At 43.1% G+C, this 20,528-nt stretch carries 18 protein-coding genes; 9 read left to right on the plus strand and 9 right to left on the minus strand.

Features of this window, described 5'->3' with window-relative positions; translation table 11 throughout:
- Positions 1-46: 46 nt before the first annotated feature.
- From aspS to ACOOFG_RS01590, 5 genes are all read right to left on the minus strand, one after another.
- On the minus strand, positions 47-1,837 hold the full coding sequence (gene aspS / locus ACOOFG_RS01570) for an aspartate--tRNA ligase (RefSeq protein ID WP_420421896.1): 1,791 nt from the start codon (positions 1,835-1,837) through the stop codon (positions 47-49).
- Positions 1,834-3,126 (minus strand): histidine--tRNA ligase, encoded by a 1,293-nt coding sequence (hisS, locus tag ACOOFG_RS01575; protein WP_420421897.1) that lies wholly within the window; start codon positions 3,124-3,126, stop codon positions 1,834-1,836. Before hisS ends, aspS begins: the two co-directional genes overlap by 4 nt.
- A gap of 55 nt (positions 3,127-3,181) precedes the next feature.
- Positions 3,182-3,784, minus strand: a complete 603-nt coding sequence (locus ACOOFG_RS01580) for a hypothetical protein (protein ID WP_420421898.1) — start codon at positions 3,782-3,784, stop codon at positions 3,182-3,184.
- A gap of 65 nt (positions 3,785-3,849) precedes the next feature.
- Complete coding sequence (locus ACOOFG_RS01585; RefSeq protein ID WP_420421899.1) at positions 3,850-5,166, minus strand: hypothetical protein; 1,317 nt, start codon at positions 5,164-5,166, stop codon at positions 3,850-3,852.
- A gap of 155 nt (positions 5,167-5,321) precedes the next feature.
- On the minus strand, positions 5,322-5,903 hold the full coding sequence (locus ACOOFG_RS01590) for a hypothetical protein (RefSeq protein WP_420421900.1): 582 nt from the start codon (positions 5,901-5,903) through the stop codon (positions 5,322-5,324).
- Positions 5,904-6,083: 180 nt separating this feature from the next.
- Here ACOOFG_RS01590 and ACOOFG_RS01595 point away from each other — a divergent pair, with 180 nt between their 5' ends.
- From ACOOFG_RS01595 to ACOOFG_RS01625, 7 genes are all read left to right on the plus strand, one after another.
- Complete coding sequence (locus ACOOFG_RS01595) at positions 6,084-6,755, plus strand: hypothetical protein (protein ID WP_420421901.1); 672 nt, start codon at positions 6,084-6,086, stop codon at positions 6,753-6,755.
- An 89-nt stretch (positions 6,756-6,844) separates the two neighbouring features.
- Positions 6,845-8,203: an MFS transporter family glucose-6-phosphate receptor UhpC gene (gene uhpC, locus ACOOFG_RS01600; protein ID WP_420421902.1), complete on the plus strand. Its 1,359-nt coding sequence runs from the start codon at positions 6,845-6,847 to the stop codon at positions 8,201-8,203.
- Between the two features lie 6 nt (positions 8,204-8,209).
- Positions 8,210-11,926: a DNA polymerase III subunit alpha gene (gene dnaE, locus ACOOFG_RS01605; protein WP_420421903.1), complete on the plus strand. Its 3,717-nt coding sequence runs from the start codon at positions 8,210-8,212 to the stop codon at positions 11,924-11,926.
- Positions 11,927-13,000, plus strand: a complete 1,074-nt coding sequence (locus tag ACOOFG_RS01610) for a tetratricopeptide repeat protein (RefSeq protein WP_420421904.1) — start codon at positions 11,927-11,929, stop codon at positions 12,998-13,000. It abuts the gene before it with no gap.
- Positions 12,975-13,577: a hypothetical protein gene (locus tag ACOOFG_RS01615; protein WP_420421905.1), complete on the plus strand. Its 603-nt coding sequence runs from the start codon at positions 12,975-12,977 to the stop codon at positions 13,575-13,577. Before ACOOFG_RS01610 ends, ACOOFG_RS01615 begins: the two co-directional genes overlap by 26 nt.
- Positions 13,578-13,652: 75 nt before the next feature.
- Entirely contained in the window at positions 13,653-14,078 is a 426-nt protein-coding gene (locus ACOOFG_RS01620) for an ATP-binding protein (RefSeq protein WP_420421906.1), read from the plus strand.
- Positions 14,044-15,462 carry an endonuclease/exonuclease/phosphatase family protein gene (locus tag ACOOFG_RS01625; RefSeq protein WP_420421907.1) on the plus strand — a complete coding sequence of 473 codons (1,419 nt, stop codon included), beginning with the start codon at positions 14,044-14,046 and terminating at the stop codon, positions 15,460-15,462. Before ACOOFG_RS01620 ends, ACOOFG_RS01625 begins: the two co-directional genes overlap by 35 nt.
- A 254-nt stretch (positions 15,463-15,716) precedes the next feature.
- Here the strand turns inward: ACOOFG_RS01625 and ACOOFG_RS01630 are convergent, their stop codons facing one another.
- The gene (locus ACOOFG_RS01630) at positions 15,717-16,166 is read right to left on the minus strand and encodes a hypothetical protein (protein WP_420421908.1); all 450 of its coding nucleotides are present in this window, start codon (positions 16,164-16,166) and stop codon (positions 15,717-15,719) included.
- A gap of 135 nt (positions 16,167-16,301) precedes the next feature.
- Here ACOOFG_RS01630 and ACOOFG_RS01635 point away from each other — a divergent pair, with 135 nt between their 5' ends.
- Together ACOOFG_RS01635 and ACOOFG_RS01640 are read left to right on the plus strand one after the other, a co-directional pair.
- Entirely contained in the window at positions 16,302-17,597 is a 1,296-nt protein-coding gene (locus ACOOFG_RS01635; protein ID WP_420421909.1) for a D-alanyl-D-alanine carboxypeptidase family protein, read from the plus strand.
- 107 nt (positions 17,598-17,704) lie between these two features.
- On the plus strand, positions 17,705-18,259 hold the full coding sequence (locus ACOOFG_RS01640; RefSeq protein WP_420421910.1) for a hypothetical protein: 555 nt from the start codon (positions 17,705-17,707) through the stop codon (positions 18,257-18,259).
- Here ACOOFG_RS01640 and ACOOFG_RS01645 read toward each other — a convergent pair.
- The 3 genes from ACOOFG_RS01645 to ACOOFG_RS01655 are packed head-to-tail and all read right to left on the minus strand — an operon-like array spanning position 18,256 to position 20,527.
- Entirely contained in the window at positions 18,256-18,651 is a 396-nt protein-coding gene (locus tag ACOOFG_RS01645; RefSeq protein WP_420421911.1) for a thiol-disulfide oxidoreductase DCC family protein, read from the minus strand. The genes ACOOFG_RS01640 and ACOOFG_RS01645 overlap by 4 nt on opposite strands.
- Positions 18,648-19,460 (minus strand): 16S rRNA (adenine(1518)-N(6)/adenine(1519)-N(6))-dimethyltransferase RsmA, encoded by an 813-nt coding sequence (gene rsmA, locus ACOOFG_RS01650; protein ID WP_420421912.1) that lies wholly within the window; start codon positions 19,458-19,460, stop codon positions 18,648-18,650. Before rsmA ends, ACOOFG_RS01645 begins: the two co-directional genes overlap by 4 nt.
- The gene (locus tag ACOOFG_RS01655; RefSeq protein WP_420421913.1) at positions 19,460-20,527 is read right to left on the minus strand and encodes a SurA N-terminal domain-containing protein; all 1,068 of its coding nucleotides are present in this window, start codon (positions 20,525-20,527) and stop codon (positions 19,460-19,462) included. The genes rsmA and ACOOFG_RS01655 overlap by 1 nt, the downstream gene beginning before the upstream one ends.
- Between the last annotated feature and the right edge of the window lies 1 nt (position 20,528).

A 20,528-nucleotide genomic window follows, 5' to 3' on the forward strand; every position in this document is an offset into this window, starting at 1 on the left:
CCTAATCGAGTCCTCTTGAAAAGCTCAACTTTATTATCTGCTGGATTTATATCCAAGTGATTTCTTTTGGCTCAGTTTCGATTTCGAGCTCATGGAGTTGACTAGGGCTGACAGAAGCAGGACACTGCATCATCAAGTCGCTGGCTTTTTGCGTTTTGGGGAAAGCGATGACTTCGCGAATATTTTCTGTTTTTGTCAAAATCATGATCAAACGATCGACACCCATTGCGATCCCTAAATGAGGGGGTGTTCCGTACTGCAAGGCATCGACAAAGAACCCAAACTTTCCTTTCAAATCTTCTTCACTGATTTTGAGAGCCTTAAAGATTCTTTCTTGCATTTGGTAGTCATGAATACGTTGAGATCCACCGCCGACTTCAAATCCATTAATAATGATGTCGTAGGCGAGTGAGCGGACTTTAAGAGGATTAGAGTCAAGGTGCTTGATGTCTTCTGGGTGGGGTGCGGTGAATGGGTGATGCACACTTGATAGTCTGTTTTCGTCCGCATCCCATTCAAATAGGGGAAAGTCTACGACCCAAAGGAACTCATAGCGCTTGGGGTCGATGAGGTTGCGTTCTCTAGCGACAAGGCGGCGCAAGTGGTCCATTGCTTGGTTGACGGTCGCTTCATCTGCAGCGGCAAAAAGGAGAAGGTCTCCTTCTTCTGCTTTCGTTTGCGCTTCAATCTCTTTTAAGAGGGACTCGGAGAAAAACTTGACGATGCTCGATTGAAGCCCGTCGGCTTGGCGCTTCATCCATGCTAAACCTTTGAGGCCAAATTTACCGACAAACTCGGTGTAGCGCTCAATATCTTTACGAGAGATTTCAGCACCCCCTTTAATGCACATGCATTTGACGATGCCGCCTCCCTCAATTTGATCACGGAAGACTGTGAACTCACATTCTTTTGCAATTTCATCGAGTCGGACAAGTGGCATGTCAAAACGAAGGTCAGGCCGATCTGTTCCATAATACTCCATGCAATCGGCATAGCTCATTTCCCGAATGGTGTCGGGGACTTTGAAATCGAGGCATTCTTTAAAGAGAACCTTGAGATAATCGTGGATGAGCTTTTTGAAGTCCTCTGGTGTTGAAAAGCTCATTTCAATATCAAGCTGAGTGAACTCGGGCTGGCGATCAGAGCGAAGGTCTTCATCGCGGAAACATGGGGCAATTTGAAAGTACCGGTCCATGCCGCTCATCATGAGCAACTGCTTGAAGAGCTGTGGTGATTGAGGAAGTGCGTAAAAGTTGCCAGGATAAACGCGTGAGGGGACGAGGTAGTCGCGGGCTCCTTCAGGAGTTGAACGCCCGAGAATCGGTGTGGCGATTTCAAGAAAGCCCTCCTCATTAAAGAAGTTGCGCGTAGACAACATAGCTTTGTGGCGCATCACAAGCTTCTCTGCAATGTCGCCGCGACGGATGTCTAGGTAGCGGTATTTGAGTCGAATGTCTTCGTGCGTTTCCGTCAGTTCATCGCAAACGGAAAAGGGAGGTGTTTTGGCTTTTGACAAAACTGCAAATTCAGTCACTTCAATTTCGATTTCTCCAGTTGCTAACTTGGGGTTTTCAAGTCCTTCTCCTCTAGGGCGAACTTTTCCTTTAGCAGAAATGACCCATTCGGAGCGGAGTTTGGATGCTTCTTCGTGCGCCTCTTTAGAAATATCGGGGTCGAAAATAAGCTGCGTGAGTCCATAGCGGTCGCGCAGGTCAATGAAGATGAGTCCGCCGTGGTCGCGTCGGCGATGGACCCAACCAGAGAGAGTGACAACCTCTTCAACATTGGATTTAGTGAGTTCGTGGCAGCAGTGCGTCCGTCTATAGTCAAACGTCATGAGTTGTTCCTATGATTTAAGAGGAAAGAGATGAGCTCTTCCCAACGAATTTGTGTTGAGTCGCGACTTGTCATATTTTTCACTTGGACGAGTCCTTTTTCTAATTCATCGTCACCGAGAATGATCGAAAACTGTGCTCCTAGATCACTTGCAGTTTGCAGAGCTTTTTGAATTTTCTTTGCTCCTATGAGCTCAGCTGCGACTTTCTCGTGTCTAAGTGCATATAGAGCTTGGATGCAAGCTGTTTTTGCCTCGCCGCTAAGTGGAATGAAACAAACATAGGGAGCAGGGGGAGGGGGAAAGGGCGTGTTTTGACCATCCATGGTTTGTAAAATCCGTTCTATCCCTGTAGAAAAACCAATTGCGGGGAGGTCGGGGCCACCAAGGAGAGCTGAAAGTCCATCATAGCGTCCACCGGCACCAATCGTGTTTTGTGCTCCAAGAACATCGGAGGTGATTTCAAAAACAGTGCGGTTGTAATAGTCGAGCCCACGTACAAGTTTTGGCTCGACCTCGAAAGGGATGTCTTGCATCTTAAGCAAATCACAGAGCGTTTCAAAGTGCGTGCGACTTTCGGGATCAAGTTCGTCTAAAATCGTCGGGGCTCCTTCAAGAAGGGCTTGTTCTTTCGGATCTTTTGAATCGAGAATGCGCAAAGGGTTCTTTTCAAAGCGGACTTGACTTTCTGGAGAAAGAGAAGCAAAATGAGGGCGTAAAAAGTCGAGCAGTTTCTCTTTGTAGACTTGCCTTGTTCCTACACCACCCAGAGAATTGAGCATCACCTTGAGATTTTTTAATCCTAAGCGACGGTAAAGTTCAAACAGCATGTCGATGACTTCGAGGTCCTGTTCAGGAGATCCTTGCCCAATTGCTTCAACACCGAATTGATGAAATTGTCTGTACCGACCGGCTTGGGGACGATCATAACGAAAGAAGGGACCAATGTAGAAAAACTTTTGGTTTGAGCCAAATTGTTGCAATCCATTTTCAACATATGAACGGATGACAGAAGCTGTCCCTTCAGGGCGCAGCGACATGGAGCGGTCTCCTTTGTCTTTAAAGGTGTACATCTCTTTTGACACGATGTCAGATGTTTCACCAACTCCCCGAATAAAAAGATCCGTTTGCTCGAAAATCGGTGTCCGGATTTCGCGAAAGCCATAATCAAGGGCAAGGTGCCGCATAGTCTCTTCTAGATAGTGCCAGCGGCTCGATTCCTTCCATTTGTTTTGCGCTTTGGCTTCGGTAGGAAGGATGTCAAACGTTCCTTTTGGGATTTGGTATTTCATCAAAACTGTCTGTGGTCAAAAATGAAAACAATTATAGAGAATTTGAGGGAAGTGGTCAACCTTCGACGCTTTCTTTGAGCAGGTCGGTCCATTTTTCAAGAATGCTCGAATTTTGATTCACTTTGTAATCATCATGGAGTTTTCGCAGAATTTCAATAAATGGCATGGGGAGCCAGCTTTCTCCAGCAAACTCAGCGAGGTAAAATCCCAGCTTCCGTTCCTCATTTGGAGGATAATGGTCGATATCTGATAAAACAATTTTGACTTTCGAGATCTCCACCTGCGTTTTCATTTTGGCTCTTGTGGCAAGTTGAACGTGTTGCAAAAGTTCATGCCAAAGATTTGAAAGCTCTTGGGCAAAGTGGGCATTTTCACTTTGGTCAAGTTCCTTGAGCCGATCTAAAAGCCCTTTTAAGGAATGAATGTCGGCAGCAAGGGCGTCTTCAGAAAACTCTTCCCTTTTTTGCCGACTAAAAAGACTCGTGAATCTTTTAAGAAGTACCACCATCGAAGCGTAAAAATTCCCCTTTTCCCCTCCGGGAAACTCCCATACGGGTTCTTCTCCCCCTTTTTTATCTGCTTCAATCGGGTTAACGACGATTTCTTCGTCTTCTTTACGCCCTTGTGAAGGCCTCAAAGGCTCGGGGAAAAAAGTCATTTCATTTACCGTGGTTGATTATTTTTACGTATACGATAAAGACTTTTTAGTTGGCAAATCGCATGTTAGGGTCCGAAAGGGTTGCGGATCCTACGGACTGCAATATTTCCAAGGATAATGACATTAATTCCATAACTTAGCCAATTGAGCAGGCTCATTTTTATGTTGAGAGAGTCCTTTTCAGCTTGATAAGCCGCTTCATCCTTGAAGGTTTGTCCATTTGGGGCTGGGGGTGGAGTTTTACCTTGAGGTGGAGCATCTTTGGGAAAACAAGGGGCTGGATCAGCAGTTGAGGAGAGTCTAGGAGTTGTGGAGGGAGAAGGAGAGGGAGTAAAGGTTTCAGTCGTTTCTGATGTGATAAGAGGTATTTCAGAGCAGACGCCATCAATCGGGCAGGCATCTTTTGCGAATAACGTCACGTTATTTGCAGGCACATAGCAGAGTTGAGAGGAAGGGTAGATACCGTCTATAGGACAATTGTCAAATTGAACCGGCATATTCCACAAAGGATTTTTGGGGCAACTCATTGCGGATGCGGTCAATCGAGAGAGTGAAAAATCTTGTTTGGTGAGAAAAGCTTTAGGAGTAGTTGAAAGTGTTACTTTTGGATTAAAGAAACTTGTTTTTGAAGCAGTTGCTGCGAGGTTCTTTGTTGCGTTCTGACAAAGCGTACCTACGCAGGAAGTAAGGGTTGCCGCGTCCACGCCATTTTCCAAATCGTTCAGCTGTTGCTGATAGTCAGCTTTGAGATTATCTAAGTATTGTCTTGTATAAAGAAGAGCTACCCCTACTAGATAAAGAGCCGCGGTTTGAAGGACGATCCTCCCAACTCGTCTCACATGCTTATTATGTAAGTAACCTTTTGTGGGAAGGGTCATTGGGTTCATGTGAAGGATTGATAAGGCTTTATTAAATGCCAACTGATAATCGCGCGATTTGTTGTTCCATTCCTCGGCATGGCTCTCGAAATAGGCTTTTACTTCTTTGAGAAAAGCTTTTTTTAGGAGTGACAGTTCCTCAATAAGCGGTTCTCTTAATGGGAACCGATCTAATTGATAATTATCAAAAGACTCTCTGTAGAGAATTTGTTGCTGGAGCGATAGGCTTTCCCATTCTTCCGAATTTTTTTGGAAAAACCCGTGATGATAGAGAGCTTTTGCTTTTGAAGTGACTTGGTTTGAACCTGCAAAGGGCACTTCGGCAACAAAATTAGGGTGCTCAGGAGGAGGTAGATCCAATGTATAAAATCTTCGGGCAAAAGCTTCGACTTGAGTTTGAGGAATCGTGGTGGAAGGGTGGTGAGTAATCCACCTGTGGTGCCAAATGGTTTGTTCGTTTGATAAGCTGCGAACATTGATGGTTCTTGGATCGATATTTGGCAAACTACCTTTTTCATACTTTCGATCTTGTGGAGCAACATGAAAGTTATAGAGGAGCGTTGCTTGCGTTTCTGAGAGTGCGTTATCTTTGTAGAGATGTCGAAAAGTCTCGAGCTCATCTTTGGTAAGAAAAGATGAGAGATCAATCGAAGTGACTTTTAAGGGCTTAAGATCATGCTCAAGTAAAACGCGGTTATAGCGAAGCTGTTTTGTGAAGGACTCTTTTTCCAGGCATCAGGGTGTTCTTTAAAATGCTTGTAGAAAACTGCAATGTTATGGGGCGACAGATCTTCAATATCTTGAAAGAGGGGAAAGTTCAGTTTGCCGTAGTAATCTTCGGCAATGCCACTTCCTTTAGAGATACAGAATTTTGCAGCTAAATGATACATGGCAACTTTAATGACTGGTCCAGGGGTGATCAACGTCGCTCTGCCTTTTAAAAGCTTAAGTGTGATGTAAGGAAAGGTGATGACCCCTAACCCAATCCCAAGAATGGTTAATGCAAGCTTGCGATAAGGTGAAGAGGTTTCATCGCCTTTTCCTAAACGATAGGTAAGCGTGTTTGCAAGGCCATTCACGACTCCTGCTAAGGCCATTTCTGTATGAGATAGAGGGACTGAAAGCCATTCTAGGGCTCGCATCTGCGCGAGTCCAATGCAACCTGTGATGGCAAATCCAACAGAATCAACCCAGGGCATATGTTTAGTATAAAATGATTCTTCTAAAAGTGAGCTTGTCATAGAAACCTAACCCCGTTTAAATTCTAGCAGCAAGTTAATAATTAAATTTAATCAGATCTTTATAAAGATGTCGGGAATAAATTTTCACCTAAAAAAATAACTTACTTTTAATGTAGTTGATTGAAATCTCATAGTTTGCCTAGATTGTTTGGACTTAACATACTGAAAGGGAGATTCATCATGTTATCTTTAAGGTTGAGTTCGAAGCGAAGTCATTATTCAAAAATGCCAACACAAAAAGAAGAATGCGTTGCATTTCGTGAAAGATCTCCGATCAATATGCGAACATGGTCAAAGTTAGGACGCGTTGGAAAAGTTCCCCCAGTTCCGAAATCACTCCTCAAAAAAATGAAAGCGCCTTGTCCTTATTGGGAGGGGTATCTTGTTGAAGAAACTTCAAGACTCGTTTTGATTCCTGAAAAAATTGAAAGAAGACGGGTTTCTCCAAAATTATTAAGAGATCTTACGCTTAAGACGCATTTACATTTGTCTCTTGGGGAACGTGTGACAAGAGTTTTTTTTGTAAGAGATCCTTATTTTGCGCAGTACGATAATATTAAAGTTCAAAAACCTTATTGGGCGATCATGACGCTTTTGCCAATTCCTGGAAGCTCTGAAGTGAGTTGGGACCGCCATGCTGAACTACTTGCAGACGGGGATCGCCCTCCAAAAATTGTCGAACTGGCTGCATTCTTTTATGGATCTTATCTCATGGGTGAAACAGATTTAGCCCATGGTCAGACATCGCGTTGTTTAGAAGATGGTGAGATGTCTCTGACAAGTACATTGGAAAATGTTGTAGAAATTAATTACATTGATTGGAAGGCTGGGACGGTAGCTGTTCGATTGTAATCCCCTGAGATGCCTCAGTCATTGGGGTTTAAATTTATTTCATCAGCTGGTATTCTGCGGACAATACAACCAACGATAAAGGATTCCCTGTGAGTGTTATCGACTTCTTCAAACCTGACCCTCCTCAAACTCCCATAACAGATCAAGAAGAGATTAAAAAGAATTATCGTTATTGGCGTCTTCGTGTCTTTTACAGCATGTATATCGGCTATGCTTTATTCTACTTTACAAGGAAAAGTTTTGTTTTTGCGATGCCTGCGCTCATTGCTGACTTGGGATTTGATAAGGGGCAACTAGGAATCCTCTGTAGTCTTTTATCGATTTCTTACGGTGTTAGCAAATTTTTGAGTGGTGTGATTTCCGATAAAGCCAACCTCCGTTACTTCATGGGGTTTGGTTTAATCATGACGGGAGTCTTTAATCTCTTTGTTGGGTTTTCCTCTTCTTTGATTTTGTTTGGTCTTTTCTTGGGATTGAATGGTCTGTTTCAAGGATGGGGCTCTCCTCCCTGTGCCCGTTTATTGACCTATTGGTATTCCCAAAAGGAACGGGGGCGTTGGTGGGGAGTGTGGAACACTTCACATAATATTGGTGGGGCACTCATTCCGCTTATTTGTGCAGTTGCCATCCAACTTTATGGGTGGCGCTATGCGATGTATTTACCCGGAGCATTGGCGATTATCGTCGGCTTTTTCTTGATCAATCGCATCCGTGATAATCCAAAAGCTCTTGGGCTTCCGACGGTTGAAAAATTTCGCAATGACTATACTACGGAATCTGATGTCGCATTAGATGAAGAGGAGGAGTCAAAAGAAAAACGCCCTCAAGGATCAAGAGAAATTTTAACAGAGTACGTACTCAAAAGTAAATTCATTTGGATTCTTGCGATTTCCTTTTTCTTTGTTTACGTGATTCGAACAGCTGTGAATGACTGGATACAACTTTATCTGATGGAGTCAAAAGGCTTTTCCCTGATGGTTGCTGGCTCGTGCGTTTTTTGGTTCGAGATCGGTGGAATTTTTGGCAGCTTAGCCGCAGGATGGTTATCTGATACAGTCTTCAAAGGAAAGAGGGGGCCTGTCAATGTTCTCTTTAGTCTAGGAATCATTTGTACCTTGTTCACATTGTGGACAGTTCCCTCTTCAAGCGTTGCATTGATTTCGGTCATCATGTTTTCAATTGGTTTCTTGATTTTCGGTCCTCAAATGCTCATTGGAATGGCTGCCGCTGAAATGGCAGGGAAAAAAGCAGCGGGTTCTGCAACCGGTTTTGCAGGATTGTTTGCTTATACAGGGGCTGCCTCAGCTGGATATCCTTTTGGCCACGTGATTCAAAGTTATGGGTGGGCAGGATTCTTTGTCCTTCTAGGAATTTGTGGTGTTGTAGCTGTTTCGATGTTACTGCCTCTTTGGAATCGGAAACCTCGCACAGAACTTGTGGCGGGATAAGTCGCGATGGGCTGGATTCCACTTCATGTGCACTCCCAGTATTCCATTCTGGATTCGACAGCGTCTGTTAAAGCCTTAGCAAAAAAAGCCAAAAGTTACGGACTTCAGTCTCTTGCTTTAACCGATTTTGGCAACATGTTTGGTGCCGTCGACTTTTTCAAAAGCTGCACTGCTGAAGGGATCAAGCCGATTATGGGAATTGAGGTTGCTGTTGCACCTTTTTCCCGACTGGATAAAAAGCGCATTTCAGGCCACTCGGTTGGGTATCCAATTGTTCTTCTTGCCAAAGGGCATAAGGGCTATCAAAATCTCTGTAAGATTTCTTCAATTGCTTCGCTTGAAGGGTTTTACTACACCCCCAGGGTTGATAAAGAGATTCTAGAAACGTATAGCGAAGACTTGATTTGTCTGTCGGGCCCAATCCAAAGCCGTATCTCTCAAATGATTGTCCAAGAGCGCGAAGAAGATCTTCAAGAAGAGCTGGAGTGGACCCTATCCGTCTATAAGGATCGTTTCTACTTTGAAATGCAACGGCATCAAATGACAGAAGCCGCCATTAGTCAGGATGGCATCGACCATGAATCATGGCTGTACCAAAATTACGTAGAGCGCATCAAAAGCCAAGATAAAGTTATTGCCCGTTTTTTAGAGCTGTCAAAAGAAAAGGGCATTCCCTACGTCGCAACGAACGATATTCATTACTTAGAGCCTGATGACTGGAAAGCCCATGAAATTTTGATGAATGTTCAATCAGGGGAAACTTGTGAAGTTGTTGAGCGTGACAGCTATGGCAATGTGAAAGGGCGGATGCCTAATCCCAAACGAAAAGTGATTCCAACGCATGAGCTTTATTTTAAATCGCCAGAGCAAATGGAAGCTCTATTTGCCGATTTACCTGAAGCGATTGCAAATACTGAGAAGATTGCAGAGCAGTGCGAACTCACTCTCGACTTTAAAACCAAGTATTATCCTGTTTTTACTCCTCCTCATTTAGAAGGAAAAGAGATTGCCGAAGAAGAGCGCGTGCGCGAAGCAGAGAAGTTTTTGCGTGATCTATGTGAGCATGGAATCCCGAAACGGTACACAGCAGAGCGGCTTGCAAAGGTTGAAGAACAGTACCACGGGCAGGATCCTCTTGATGTTGTTCACAGTCGTCTTGATCAAGAGCTTGAAATTATCACTTCTAAGGGAATGTGTGACTATCTTCTGATTGTTTATGATTTCATTGCTTGGGCAAAAGGACAGGGCATTCCTGTCGGACCTGGCCGAGGGTCGGGAGCTGGATCGATCATCCTCTACTTGATTGGAATCACCGATATTGAACCTCTTCGATTCAACCTCTTCTTCGAGCGATTCATCAACCCGGAACGGATGTCTTATCCCGATATTGACGTCGACATTTGTATGGACCGGCGCTCAGAGGTGATCGAGTACACTTTGAAGAAATACGGAAAAGAAAAAGTCGCCCAAATCATCACATTTGGAACGATGAAAGCCAAGATGGCGATTAAAGATGTGGGTCGCGTACTCAATTTTCCACTAGCCAAAGTGAATGACATAGCTAAACTTGTTCCAGAAGATCCTACGATGACTCTAGCAAAAGCCTTTGAGATCGATCCCGAGTTGAAGTCGATGGGGGAAAATGATGATGAAGCTGGGCGTGTTCTAGAGTTTGCTCAAAAATTAGAAGGATCGATCCGAAACACGGGGATTCACGCTGCAGGATTGATCATTTGCGGTGATCCCTTAACCGATCACATTCCAGTCTGCTCGGCCAAAGATTCTGAAATTGCCGTGACCCAATATTCGATGAAGCCTGTCGAAGCAGTTGGGATGCTCAAGATTGACTTCTTAGGACTCAAAACATTGACTTCGATACAAAAAACCGTTGATTCTATCGAAGCTGATACGGGAGATAAAATTGATTGGGTCGACCTTCCTCTCGAAGATGAAAAGACGTTTGAACTTCTAAACCACGGAAAGACACAAGGAGTTTTCCAACTTGAATCTTCGGGAATGCAGGAACTCGCGAAGCAACTGCATATTGACAAATTTGAAGAAATCATTGCGGTCGATGCCCTTTACAGGCCAGGTCCTATGGAGATGATTCCTTCATTTATTAACCGGAAGCACGGTCGAGAAGCAATCGAAGTAGACCATCCGATGATGGGAGATATCATTAAAGAAACCTACGGCATCATGGTTTACCAAGAGCAAGTCATGCAGATTGCGCAGAAACTTGCTGGCTACTCACTTGGGGAAGGTGATGTATTGCGACGTGCGATGGGGAAAAAAGATCGCGACGAGATGGCCCGTCAACGAGAGAAATTCCAGAAAGGGGCTCTCGAACATGGAATTGACCAAGATAAAGCGATCGAGATCTTTGATAAAATCGAAAAGTTTGCGTCTTATGGATTCAACAAATCACATGCTGCTGCGTATGGTTACTTGAGTTATGTTACAGCGTTTTTAAAAGCGAACTACCCGAAAGAATGGCTAGCGGCTCTCATGACGTGTGATAGTGATGATTTGACAAAAGTTGCCAAGCATATTCGTGAAGCGGAAGGCATGGAAATTGAAATCCTTTCTCCTGATGTCAATGAAGCCGACCTTGAGTTCCGTGCAAGAGATGAAGGAATCCGGTTTGCGATGTCAGGAATTAAGGGAGTTGGAAAAGGCGTTGTCGAGGCAATTTTGAAAGAAAGAAAAGAAAACGGTCCCTTTAAATCACTCTATGACTTTTTCAAGCGAGTCGACACGTCGATGGTCGGAAAAAAAGTCGCTGAGAATTTGATCGAAGCTGGAAGTTTTGATTTCACGATGTGGACAAGGCAGCAACTGCTCGCGAGCGTTGAACCCATGTTTGAGCAAGCATCGCGCAAGCAAAAGGAAGATGCAAAGGGAATTCTCGATTTCTTTTCAGCATTAGGCGATGAAGACAAAGCTTTTGAAGAGCCACCTAAGATTGACTCACCGATGACAAAAGAAGAGATCTTAGCCAAAGAAAAAGAGCTTTTAGGTTTTTACTTAACTGGGCACCCCATGGATGCGTACAAAGAGCTCATCGAGCAATTGGGGTCACAGTCTTTTCATGAAATCGAAGAGCTTCCCCATGGGAGCGTCTGTCGTGCGGCATTTATCATCGAAAGTTTAAAAGTCAGAATCTCTGCAAAGACGCAACGTAAGTTTGCGATTCTCACAATCAGTGATGGAATGGAGCGGTTTGAACTTCCTATTTGGCCCGATCTCTACGAAGAAAAGGCTCCACTCTTTCATGAAAACCGCCTCTTGTTTGCCATTCTGCAGGTCGATAAGGAAAATGACTCGCTCCGATTAAGGTGCCGAGCCGTCGAAGACTTGAGTGAACTCGGTGAAGATCAGGTCAAAACGTTAAATACGATCTTTGAGCAGGTCAAAGGAATGGCAAAATCCGAAGCAAAAAGAAAGAAAAAACAAGCGAAGCAGGTCGATATGCAGCAAAAAGAGCAAAAACTTCACCTTGTCTTAGATGCGGATCAAACCCGTTTTAGCCAGATTGTCAAACTAAAAAAACTTTTTCACCGTTTCCCTGGGAGCGCCTCTGTTGCCATTACTTTCCATGCAACTCAGCAAAAAATTGGCACTCTCGAAGTTGAGTCTAAGTGGGGTGTGGGCCTCAGTGATGGGTTAAAAAACGAGCTTCAAAATCTTTCATTCATTCAATCCTTTTCTTTTGAAGAGTGAATGTTTATAATCATGCGTTACAATGCAACTTTAGAGTTTGGAATGAAGCAGCTCAAAAAAATTTTTGTTTTTTTCATGTTGACTTGCGGAGTGGGAGCAACTCTTCATGCGAATCCTCTAGACCCCACGTCTAAGTCGGAGATTTCGGTTCACGACCATTACAATTTGATCATCGATTTCTTTCAAAACCAAGAATGGGAAAAACTCATTTGGCAATCGCGCATGCTCATGCAAGATTTTCCAGACGCCCCCTTTGCTAAGGAAGTCTATTACTACATGGGTGTTGCTTACTATGAAATTACCGACTTCGAAATGGCAAATGAATCCTTTTCAGCCTATTTGAAAGAGGAAATGACGCCAAAGTTTTTTGATCAAGTCATTCGCTACAAGTTTGAAATCGCGTGTCACTTTCAAGAAGGTGTGCGCCGTCACCTCTTTCATGTGCGTGGTTTACCTAAATGGGTCCATGGATATGAAGAGGCGATTGAAATTTTTGATGAAGTGATTACGACACTTCCACGTGACGAAATGGCTGCTGAATCCCTCTACAGGAAAGCAACGCTTCTTCTTGCTTTAGAGGAATACAAAGAAAGTATCGAAGCTTATCAAACTTTGATACGTCGTTTTCCAAAGCATCCTCTAGCTCCTGATAGCTATTTGGGTGTGGCTGAAGTTTATCTCACTTGGTGCCAAAAAGAATTTCCCGATGGAGATCGACTCGAACTTGCTGAAATTAATTTGCGCAAATTTCGGTTCCAGTTTCCGCGAGAACCTCGCTTAGATGAAGCTGAAAAGAAACTGCTGCGTTTGAAAGATGTCATGGCAGATGATCTTTTAGAAATGGGAGAATTCTATCATCGCACCAAGCGGCCAAAAGCTGCAGCGATTTACTATCAAACGATTCTAAAAAAGTATCCCGATACGAAAGCAGCCAAGGTTTCGAGAAAGAAGCTCGAAAAGTTAGGTTTGCCTGAAACGTTTTCTGAAATGAAAAACGCTTCCGATCAAGCGCCGAAGAAAACGGAAGAGGCGATCATTGTGGAAAGCGATGAAGAAGTATCTGCTACTCCTTAGTTTGCCTTTTTTTCTCACGAGTTGTGGTTACCATTGGGAAGACTCTGACCAACTTTCCACTCACTACAAAACGGTCGCGATTCCTTATGTCCAAGGAGATGAGGAAGGGCTTCTAACTGACGAACTCGTCAAAGCGATTGGACTTTCAAGTCAGTTTGCATATGCCAAAGAGGGAGAGCTCATTTTAGAAGGGAAAATCGTTTCAGACCAAAACTCCAACATCGGCTGGCAGTATGACCGTGATCCGACATCAGGAACGCGCATCAATCGACTTGTGCCCAATGAAGGGAGACGTGAAGTGACTGTCCGCTTTTCACTTGTTGCAGCAAGAACAGGAAAAGTTGTTTATGGACCGATTGATGTTTCAGCACATGTAGACTACGACTTTGTCGATTCCGATTCACTTCTCGATACCTCTTTTCTTACTCCAACAGGTCGGCGTCAATCTGTCCTCTTCTTCTCTTTAGGGCAATTGGATTCGATGCAAGGCGCGCAAAGTTCTGCACGCGAGCCACTCTATCAAAAAGTCGCCACAAAAATCGTTCGTGGAATTGAAAATTTGAACCTATCTCAATAACGCATTCGATTGGTGTTAGAAGAAAAATAAGTTTTTTCGATATGATCAAAACTTTGTTGAATCGAATGACTTAGTATGACTGAGCCAGTTCAGAGCGCATGCTCAACTTTTTCTGCCAATATTTCTTCATTGCGACCGATGCTTGCATGGGTTTTAAGTCAGATAGAAGAGAGCCCTTTTCAGCAACCGGAACTGCGTCGGATTGAAGTGGCGTTAGAAGAAGCTCTGGTCAACATCATTCATTATGCCTATCTCGATCAAGAAGGGGTGATTGAAATCACTTGCAATTACTCACCTAACGAGCAGATTGAGATCATCATTAAAGATTATGGAGTTCCATTTAATCCACTTGAAAAGGGTCAGAAGATCGACCGCATGGCACCGCTTGAAGAACGGGTTGTCGGGGGGTTAGGAATTTCATTTATGAAAGAACTCATGGATAAAATGGAGTACAGCCGTGAAGGTGATGCAAATATTCTTACGCTTAAGAAACATTGTTAATCTCTGTTTGCTTTTCTTACTTTCGACAGCTTATGCAGACATAGATGAACTTCCTTATATCAAGAATTTACTGTCCAAAAACTCGACTGAAATTGAAAAGTATTGGAGCAACTACGAAAAAAACTTCAATCTAAATGTGCAAGCATTTTTAGGCTATCTAGAGGGAAAAGAGGGAGCTCAGGCTTTGAGGGCTTGGGGAGAGAATATCAAGCAAACACTCGTCGGTCGAACCGATCTCGGCTATCTGATTCCTTATGAACTTTATCCAGACACTGAGTTTGCAAAAACCTCGTTGCAACACTATGAGCAAATCAATAATTTGTATGCCAGAACGGTCAAAGACGAAGACTTTCAAAACGCCATCGCAAATTATGTTTTGGGAGTAAAAGACCTCCTTCCCGATGAAGCGCAGTTTTATTACGATTTTTTAAGTCGGTTTCAAGGCGGAGCAAACGCCGATTTGATAAGTAAGGCACTTGATAACCTTACATCCACACCAAAAGCCCCTTACATCTATCTAGAAGGAACTGGGGCGAAAAAAGTAGAGGGCGCAGAGATTAGTATTCTCAATGCAAACCTTCTTTTTATGCCTCAAGATCTAACATATTATTTTGGTGGAGTTCGTCATTGGAAAGCTCGCATTCTGCAAATTGCAAAAGCACTCAAAAAGAAAAATAGCGACATCGTTTGCCTCCAAGAAATACACGATGAAGAAAGCGCATTTGCCCTTTTTCGTGCTCTTAAGCGCCAATATCCCTACTTTTATCTGAATGTGGGGACCGATAATGCTGTGATTGATCCCGATGAGATTTCCATGAATAGCGGCCTTTTTGTGGCAAGCAAGTATCCGATTTTAGAGCCGAGATTTATCCGGTTTGAATCTGAAGGAAGGCAAAAAGGAATTCACAAAGGCTTCTTTTATGGAACAATTGTCTTAAATGAAAAGCCTTTTTGCTATCTCATTTCAACGCATCTTAACCCTCATGACAATGAGACAGCTATCAGAGTGCGTGAGGAAGAAGCACAAATGATTGTTCAGACAATCGAAACTTTGCAAAAAGATTTACCTCTTCCGGCAATTGTTGTTGGCGATCTCAATGTGAGTTATGGAACTCAAGAATGGAAAAGCTCTAGTTTGAGTCGATTGTTTATCGACGGCTACTCAAAGAAACACCCCACGTGCACCGATTATTTTAACGATCTCGTTTGGACCCCTATCAAAATGCGATCTAAAGTGAAAAACAAAGACTATATTTATGACTATGCTTTGATGTATCACGCGTTTCCCATAGCCATTGAAAGTGAAGTGTTTCACCTATATCGACTCGATGACCCAACAGGTGCCCTCTCGGATCATCAAGGCATTTTCAGTCAGATCAAATAGGTCACACTTTGGGAAACTATTGAGTAGTTGGTATGAAACGCTGAATATACGATTGTTTACCCTACTATTGGAGACTGTTTTATTAAATTGTTTGAAGGAAAATAAAATGATAGCTTCAGTTATTCGAGGCTTTCTAACCTCGCCTTTGCTTGGCAAGCATTCAAACGAAAGATGGGTTGCTTCACATTATCTATACTTCTAATCGGGAAAACCATAAACATGTTGTCATTGATTCAATAGGTTTTTAGCAATCCTTAATTTTCAATAGAAGAGATGGCTTCTTCAGTATCGATGACTTCTGACAAATAATATTTCAAAAGTCGCAACACAAACTTTGGGGTGTTGTAAACCCCTTGCGTTGAGAATACGATTTCAAGGTGAGGGTGTTTTTCGTTCATAAGAGCAATCAGGACAATTGTCGTAGGAGTTTCATCGACAATTTTAGGAACGATCCAGATCACAAACTGGTGATTGAACAGAGTGACGCGGTCTGCTGTTTCAATCACGTGAAAATAATGAGGAAGCTGCTCTGTTTTTTGCTCTTCCTCAAAGGATTCGTGATTGAGAAGACCTGTTTCTTCTAAAAGTTCGATATCCACTTCAATAATCCCTTCCGGAATCCAACTCGCGAGGTTGGAAATGAATTCGTTGTATGCTTGATCTAGTTGGATTGGATTCATGAACTGCCTTGTTAATTCCATCACATTTTTTTCTTCATAGCGGTGGGGGTTATTTTTTTAAAGCCTGTTTGATAAGTTTTATTTTCGATTTTGATCAAATGGTTAAAAATGAATTCAATATGTTTTGAATTTTTATGAAATTTTGCTATAACCAAGGCTATGTCTTATGTGCGTTTTTTGTTCCTATTTCTCGTTTGTCTTTGCCAATGTGCTTGGGCTGAACCACTAAAAGTGAAAGTGACAGCTAAATCTGCCATCTTAATCAATGCAAAGACAGGAGCTATTTTATATGAAAAAGCACCTCATGCCCCCCATTTCCCAGGCAGTATCACAAAAGTCGCTACGTTGTCCTATGCACTTTCTCAGTATAGTGAGAGCTATGATGAAGTTGTGACTTGCCCCTATCACTGCTTAAAGAGAATCAATGGGAGTATGAAAGAGGCTCATCACTATAGAGATCCTGCTTACTGGCTTGAGCCAGATGGGACGCATTTTGGGATCAAAAGAGGGGAGCGCCTCTCAATGAGAGATCTTCTCTACGGAATGATGCTTGTCTCAGGAAACGATGCTTCCAATTTCATTGCCCACCATGTCGGGGGAACGATTCCAAAGTTCATGCGCGGGCTCAATGATTACATCAAAAAACTGGGGTGTCAAAACACTCACTTTTCCAATCCTCATGGGTTACATCATCCTAAACATGTCACATCTGCATACGACATGGCTCTCATCATGCAAGACGCTATCAAAGACAAAACAGCTCTAAAAATCCTTGCGACCAAAGAGTATGAGCGGTCAGCTACAAACATGCAAAGTGCTAGAGTCATTCAAAATACTGGGCTCTTGTTGCAACCAGGTAAGTTTTTCTATCCCAAAGTCATTGGAATGAAAAATGGCTACCACTTTCATGCAAAACACACCTTTGTCGGAGCTGCTCAGCAAGGGGATCGCATCCTGATTGCTGTGTTATTGGAGTGCGAAGATCCCAAGCAGAAATATCGTGATGCCATTCGCCTCTTTGAAGCGGCCTTTTCTCAAGAAGAAGAAACCCGTCTTCTCTTTAACAAAGATGAAAACTATTTCACTCGAGAAATTAAAAAGGGGAAGACTCCTTTGAGAGCTTCTTTAATGGAAAATGTTCTCATCAACTACTTTCCTTCCGAAGAGCCCGAGATCAGCATCGAATTGAATTGGGAACAACTTGAACTTCCCATTGCTGCAAGTGAGTGGGTTGGAGAAATGCACATTCTCGATCAAAATCATAAAGTTTTAGAAAAGGCGCCACTCTACGCCACGCGGGATGTAAAAAAGAAAAATTTTATAGCTTTTGTAGATGGACTGAAAACTGGCAGTCTAGACTTCACACCGCTGCGCAATGTTCTTATTGTCTTCCTCCTTCTAGCAGTTGGTGCAACTCTTTATTTTGTATTTAAATCAACTAGAGCTGTTAAGTAATTATTTAACCGATTTCCATAGATTAATACTATTATTAAGGTTAAAATGTAAGCCTCTAATGAAGAATCTATACAGGATAGATTCAAAACCTTTGAAGGAGGCAAGTAATGGGTATAGAAAACACTCATTCGACGCAGATGTTGCCGACCCTTTTGATGGGCGCGCATCTTTTGACCAGATTTGGGTCCTACCTCCCTTCATTTCTTTCGGGAAATGTTGCAGATACGGCAAATGCGGTTTTCGATGGAATGCCGAGCGAGCCGACTCAGACATTTACAGACCAAGCGCAAAACGTTGAGCAAATGGACACCGGCTTTGCTGAAGAAGCGACAGTAGGTGGAACTTTTACCCAAACTGCTCAAACAGTTGCAACTGTTGCAACCGTTGCTTGGAATTACCTTCCATACGTTGCAACTGCAGCTGCAGTGGCTTACCTAGGCTATAAAGCTTACCGCTCCCTAGCGCGCCCAACAGTTGAAGTTGTCAATAACAACAACATCACGATCAACATCAAAAACGAGCTGCCTCAGACAGTTGAAATCCAACCAATTGTCAAAGAAGTGGAAACTGAAAAAGGCAAAGAAATGCGGATTGATTTGAACGTGACCCCTCTCACAAAGACCGTTAATCTAGTGAACAAAGCCGCTGCTTCCGCTGCTTAAGGCTTAAAAAACTTTTGCAAGTTTTTTGGAACCTTTGGGCAAGCTGTTTTGGGCTGCTTGAAAAACTTCCGCCTGGATTTTGCCAGGAGGTTGTATGCCGCATCGACGAATCGAGGAGGAAGCCAGCGTAGAAAAACGCTCAGGGCTTTCCAAGGTTTTCCGATGCGGCTTAAGATGAAGATCACAGCAGCTCCTTTAAAATAGATTTGTTTCGTCTTAGGAAGAAAGACAACAAGGCTGTCTGGGCGCTGATTGATTTTTAAGCTTTGAAAAGTTGGGCCATCAAGTGGTGCGAAATAAAAAGGCGTTTTGTCCATCCTTTTAAGAACAAAGCGAACCATGGAATGGCATAGACCGCAAGTTCCGTCGTAAAAGATATGAGGTTCATTCATTGGGTTAGCAGGTTGTAAAGCTTTTGGAATTCTTCTAAAGAGAGCTCTTGAGGACGCGCAGTTTCTGCAAGCCCCATCTCTTTGAGAGCTGATTCGACTTGAGTTGCCGGATAGAGAGACTTGAGTGATGCGCGGAGCATCTTCCTTCTTTGTTGAAATGCCTTGCGAATCAGTAGAAGAGGGGATGGAGCATTTTCATCCACTTCCTTTAAGGTCAATTGCACGACAGCTGAAGTGACCTTTGGCTTAGGATAAAAACAAGTGGGTTCTACAGAAAAAAGCAGCTGAGGAGTCGAGTAGTACGAAGCAAAAAGGGTGAAGGAGCTGTAATTGTTTGTTCCTTTCTTAGCCACCAGACGTTCTGCGACTTCTTTTTGAACCATCAAGGTAAGGGAGGCGATCTGCTTTCCCATAGGGAGGAGCTTTTGCAATAGAATTCCTGTAATGTTGTAGGGGATGTTGGCCACAACCTTTGTTTTTTTCTTCAGAACTGAAGGTAGATCAACTTTGAGAAAATCGTCGTGAACAATGTTAAGCTTTGGATGGCTCCAATCTTGAAGAGCGGCGGCAAAACGATCATCTTTTTCAATTGCGGTGACGTTGGCACCTTTTTCTAGCAGTGCTTCGGTTAAAACTCCAGGGCCAGGGCCGACTTCTAAAACGTGATCTCCCTCAACGACTGTTGAAGACTCAATAATTTTTCGGACGATATTGCCATCGATCAAAAAGTTTTGGGAAAGAGATTTCCTAGGGTGCGTTTTAAGATCTTCGAGAAGTTTTTTAAGGGCTTTAGGCTGGTAAAGCCCCATTAGTAAACCGTAAACGGTTGGTAGTCGCTTGAGAGTGGCATGCGCGGACTCACTTTGTCGAATCCGTATCGTTTCTTTAGGCCATGATAGTAACGGTCTTTTTCTTTATCAGCGGTTTCATGCAGAAGCTTGTTTTTAAGCGGTTCATGCATTGTATCGAAATCGCTGGGGAGTTTTTCAACAAGGTTGTCGAGATAAAACACGCGAGAAACTGTGCTTTTGTCAAAGCGGCTGACCTGAGATACAGGTTCACTAAATGAATGAGTATCTAAGTCTTTGATCACTTCGTAGTGTTGTTTTGAAATATTTGGAGTGTCTCCTGACAGTTCATCACTGACTGTGATGGTGATTTCTTGGTTTTGCTCTTTGAGTTCAGCAGCGACCTCTTCTAAAGTCTTTTCATTTGCTGAAAGAAGTGTGTATGCATGTTTTGCCAAGGCTTCACAAGCATCTTGATCTTTTCCACGGACAGAGAAAACACGATAGGTCCAGTTTTCAACAGGTGGATTTTTTTCGAGGTAGGCTTGGTAGGCGTCTTTGATCACCTGTGGTGTGGTCGTTTGTAAGGCTTTAGAATGGACCTTGAACCACATCATTTGTCGGATGGTAATATCGTCACGAATCCATTCACGTGCTTGATCGTATGTTAACCCGATTTTTTCTAGGTTTGACATGATATTGGGACCAAATCGATCTTCGAGCTCCTCACGAACTTCGCCATCGCTCACTTTGATTTCTTTTTGCTGCGCATCGAGTAAAACCAATTCACTGCAAATCATTTCTTCAAGCGTTTCGTCCCAACGTCCCATATAGAATTGAACCTTTTCAGCGGCAGAAAGTTTGAGATTTGGGTCATATTCGTAGAGAAAGAGATCCATTTTCTTCACCACATCGATGAGAGAAATGATCTTTCCGTTAATTTTTGCCAGGGGGCAATTATTAATGATGATTTGAGGCTCACGTTGATTTGAAGTACCTGTAAAAGAAGAGGTGACAGGGGCGTACTCGTCAGCGATCAAACTCACACAAAAAGGTAAAAGAAGTAGGTAAAGTAACGTTTTCTTCATA

This window comes from Simkania sp., from assembly GCF_965215465.1.
Classification (GTDB): Bacteria; Chlamydiota; Chlamydiia; order Chlamydiales; family Simkaniaceae; genus Simkania.